The sequence below is a fragment of the Arthrobacter sp. Y3221157 genome (genome assembly GCF_059089865.1).
In genome coordinates, this window is record NZ_JBNHFD010000178.1 from 1 (window position 1) to 2,362 (window position 2,362).

Annotated in this window: 4 protein-coding genes; 3 read left to right on the top strand and 1 reads right to left on the bottom strand. The window is 68.9% G+C overall.

Translation table 11 applies throughout. From position 1 onward, the window contains the following. The 3 genes from AC5RTT_RS20415 to AC5RTT_RS20425 form a co-directional block, all read left to right on the top strand. Positions 1-588 (top strand): class F sortase (locus AC5RTT_RS20415; RefSeq protein WP_494146687.1); only part of this gene is annotated, 588 nt, incomplete at its 5' end. Positions 589-638: 50 nt separating this feature from the next. Then, complete coding sequence (locus tag AC5RTT_RS20420; protein WP_494146688.1) at positions 639-1,217, top strand: RNA polymerase sigma factor; 579 nt, start codon at positions 639-641, stop codon at positions 1,215-1,217. Further along, a complete protein-coding gene (locus AC5RTT_RS20425; RefSeq protein ID WP_494146689.1) occupies positions 1,204-1,986 on the top strand; it encodes an anti-sigma factor in 783 nt (260 codons plus the stop codon). Before AC5RTT_RS20420 ends, AC5RTT_RS20425 begins: the two co-directional genes overlap by 14 nt. Here the strand turns inward: AC5RTT_RS20425 and AC5RTT_RS20430 are convergent. Then, positions 1,976-2,362: hypothetical protein (locus tag AC5RTT_RS20430; protein ID WP_494146690.1), on the bottom strand; the 387-nt coding region annotated here is incomplete at its 5' end. The two genes, AC5RTT_RS20425 and AC5RTT_RS20430, sit on opposite strands and share 11 nt — an antisense overlap.

Consider the following 2,362-nt stretch of genomic DNA (forward strand, 5'->3'; position numbering starts at 1 on the left):
GCCGCTGCCAGCCAGGCAGCAGCCTCGGCCCCGCCGGTTACCGCCACGGCCGATCCCACTGTCGCCCCGGCTTCCCCCTCACCTCAGGCTCCTGCAATGGACGTCCCGGTCCGTGCCGCCACCCTGGGGCCGGCCGCCCCGGCACAGCCGGCCCCCACGTCACTCACCGTTGCCGGGACCGCCATCAACATGCCCGTGATTCCGGGAGGTGTGTCAGCCGAGGGGGCCATGCAAATCCCCGACGCCTTCGACCAGGCCGCCTGGTACCGGTTCGGCCCGGCGCCGGGGGCCGCTGAGGGAACCGCCGTCATAGCGGGGCACATCGACACCACCTCGGACCGCGCACCGTTTTCGCAGCTGAAATCCGTGCCGGCGGGAACGGCCATCCAGGTGGGGCGGGAGGGCGCTCCGGCCCTGACTTACCGGGTGGTTCGGGTGGAACTGATGGCCAAGGACAAATTCGACGGTGAAGCCCTCTTCCGCAGGTCGGGGCCACATGAGCTCAAGGTTGTCACCTGCGGCGGGAGATGGCTGGACGAGCGGATGGACTACAGCGACAATGTGATTGTCACCGCGGTCCTTGAATGAGCGGTGATCCAGCCGTGATTCTCGCCACCGCAGCCGGGAAGGAGTCCACTGTGGCACTTCCTGGGCAGGCCACCGACCGGTGGGAAGACGGGTTGACCGCGTCCTTCCTGGCCGGTGATGAGCAGGCGCTGGCCACGGCCTACCGCGAGTTCGCCCCGCTGGTGCACACCCTGGCCCTGCGCTCGCTGGGTGACCGTGCAGGGGCGGACGACGTCACCCAGGAAGTCTTCATCAGGGTGTGGCGGTCCCGGAGTACGTTCAACCCGCACACCGCCAGGCTTCCGGCCTGGATTGTTGGCATCACCCGGAACGCCATTGCCGACGCCCGGTCCGCGTCCGCGCGCGAAGCTCGAAAGGCAGTGGCGGCAGCGGGCGCCGGGATGGCCGACGATCCGGGCTCCGGTACCGAGGCGGCGGAGGTCCTGGCGGACAGGCTGCTGCTGGACGGGGAACTGGAACGGCTGGGCGAGCCCCAGGGCTCCATCATGAAGCTCGCCTTCTACGAAGACCTGACGCACGAGCAGATTTCGCGGAAACTTGACCTTCCGCTTGGTACGGTCAAGAGCCACATCCGCCGCAGCCTGACGCATTTGAGGAAAAGATTGGAGGTAGACCATGCCGCATCTTGATCCGGAAGAGTTGAGCCTCCTTGCCCTGTATGACGACTGGGACGACGCCGGCAGCCGGGAGCACCTGGAGGTGTGCCCGGCCTGCGCCTCTGAGTTTGCCGCGCTGCGCCGAGCCGTGGATGCAGTGAAAACGACGCCGGACAGCAGCCGGCTCTCCGTTCCCGGGCCCCAGGTGTGGGACGGCATCCACCGGGAACTCGGGCTGTCGGCGTCAGTGCGGGAGGATCCGCTGGCCTCCGCCGGGCACCAGAGCCGCGTCCCGCCGTCGGACATTGCGCCGTCGTCGGTCGTTGCCCCGCCGGCGGACATATCCCAAGCCCGGGCCGCCAGGAAAAGCCGTGCATGGTGGCAGCGCAGCGGAACCTGGGTGGTGGCTGCGGCCGCTGCAGCGGTGGTGGCCATCGGCGGGATCTGGGCACTCAACCGGCCGCCCCAGCCACTGGCGCTGGCCGAGGCCCAGCTGACCCCGCTGGCATCGTTCTCGGCAACGGGGTCAGCCCGGGTGGTGGCGACGCAGGACGGTGCCCGCACCCTGGAGGTGGAGCTCAGCAAGGACGAGGCGCAGGGCTACCAGGAGGTGTGGCTGATCGCGCCCGACCTGTCGAAGTTGGTCAGCCTGGGCGTGATGAACGCGGACACCGGGACCTTCCAGGTGCCGGCGGGGCTGGAACTTTCCGAATACCCCATTGTTGATGTCTCGGACGAACCGGTGGACGGGAATCCCGCACACTCAAGCGTCAGCATCGTCCGGGGCACGCTTACTTCCTGACGCCCGTTTTGTCTCCTGCTGCCCGCCACTGTTTGATTCTTTCCCACTGGGTCACGGCAAGCGCAGTCAGCAGTGCGGCCGCGGCGTGCAGGTACAGCAGCAGGTGCAGGTCCTGGGCGGCGGCCTGGCCTGGCTCCTCCTCCGCCTCCGGGGACGGCGCATTCCCATGGCCGTGCCCGGGCAGGGCGAAACCGCTGGCGGAGGAGAGTGCGCTGAAGGCAAGATGCAGGAGTTGCTGCGCCAGCCCGGCAGACACCAGGACCGCCCAGGGCGGAAGGCGCCGCCGCCCCGCCATGGCCGCCGCCATCCCAAGCAACGCTGCCAACGCCACGACGATGAGGAGGGCGGGGGAGCGACCTCCGCCGAGCACATGTGC

What these genes read in the sequence shown, in the direction of transcription:
- AC5RTT_RS20425 (WP_494146689.1), top strand. Translation starts at nt 1,204, where the DNA reads ATGCCGCATCTTGATCCGGAAGAGTTGAGCCTCCTTGCCCTGTATGAC.